The following is a 1,101-nucleotide window of genomic DNA, read 5'->3' as shown; positions in this document are numbered from 1 at the left end:
TATTAACTCGGCAATGGAATATTACGCTACAATGCGGGAATGAATAAAGAAGATTCTCGCAAATTACCCTCAGCGGCTCAGGCAGAAAAACGAAAGCTGGCAATACGGCTCTGGAAGAAAGGGCTTCCGCTTCAAGAGGTCGCAGACACGGTTGGCGCACATAAACGCTCGATAAATAATTGGATCAAGCGATATCGGGAAGGCGGTGCCTCATCGCTAAAAAGTCGACAGCGTGGAATGCCGGTTGGCACCAATCGTCGGATGAGCGGCGAGCAGGAACGCTTGATACAAGGTTTGTTGGTAGACAAGACACCTGATCAGCTGAAGCTGGACTATGTTCTCTGGACGCGTAAAGCGGTAATGGAGCTGATTGGGCAAGAGACGGGTCTGAAGTTGCCGATTCGCACAGTGGGTGAATACCTAAAACGGTGGGGCATGACGCCGCAGAAGCCAGCGAAACGCGCCTATGAGCAAAGCCCGAAGGCGGTACAGGAATGGCTGGACGAGGACTACCCGGAGATTCACGGCAAGGCGAAAGCGGAAAACGCCGAGATATACTGGGGCGATGAGACGGGGTTACGTAACGATAGCCAGCATGAGAGGGGCTATGCGCCGAAAGGAAAAACGCCTGTTGTGCGCCTGAATGCGAAGCGAGAGCGTACCAACATGATTTCAGCGATTACAAACCAGGGAAAGGTCCGGTTCCGCATGTACGACGGGACAATGAATGCGGACATCCTGATTGATTTCTGCCAGCGGCTGATAAAGTCAGCAAAACGGAAGGTGATCCTGATTCTGGACAATCTTCGGGTACATCATGCCAAGGTTTTCAAAGCATGGCTGACTGAACGTGAAAATGAGATCGAAGTGTTCTATTTGCCGGCCTATTCTCCGGAGCTGAACCCGGACGAATACCTAAATTGTGATCTGAAAGCGGGAGTTCATAGTGGCAAGCCCGCCCGCAACAAGAAGCAGCTGAAGAACAAGACAATGTCACACATGAGGATGCTGCAAAAGAGCCCAGAGCGGGTCAGAAAATATTTCAAACACGAGAAAATCCGCTATGCAGCGTGAGCGAAATATACTATTGCCGGGTTAATA

General features: G+C 50.9%; 1 protein-coding gene. It reads left to right on the top strand.

All coding sequences use genetic code 11. The features are described from left to right. The first annotated feature begins 39 nt into the window (after window positions 1-39). Window positions 40-1,074, top strand: coding sequence for an IS630 family transposase (locus IG627_RS20645; RefSeq protein ID WP_193195205.1), 1,035 nt, complete (start codon window positions 40-42; stop codon window positions 1,072-1,074). Window positions 1,075-1,101 lie beyond the last annotated feature (27 nt).

Source organism: Microbulbifer taiwanensis (assembly GCF_014904815.1).
Classification (GTDB): domain Bacteria; phylum Pseudomonadota; class Gammaproteobacteria; order Pseudomonadales; family Cellvibrionaceae; genus Microbulbifer; species Microbulbifer taiwanensis.
The sequence above is the reverse complement of the archived record's forward strand: the minus strand, read 5'-3'. Positions and strand labels throughout refer to the sequence as shown.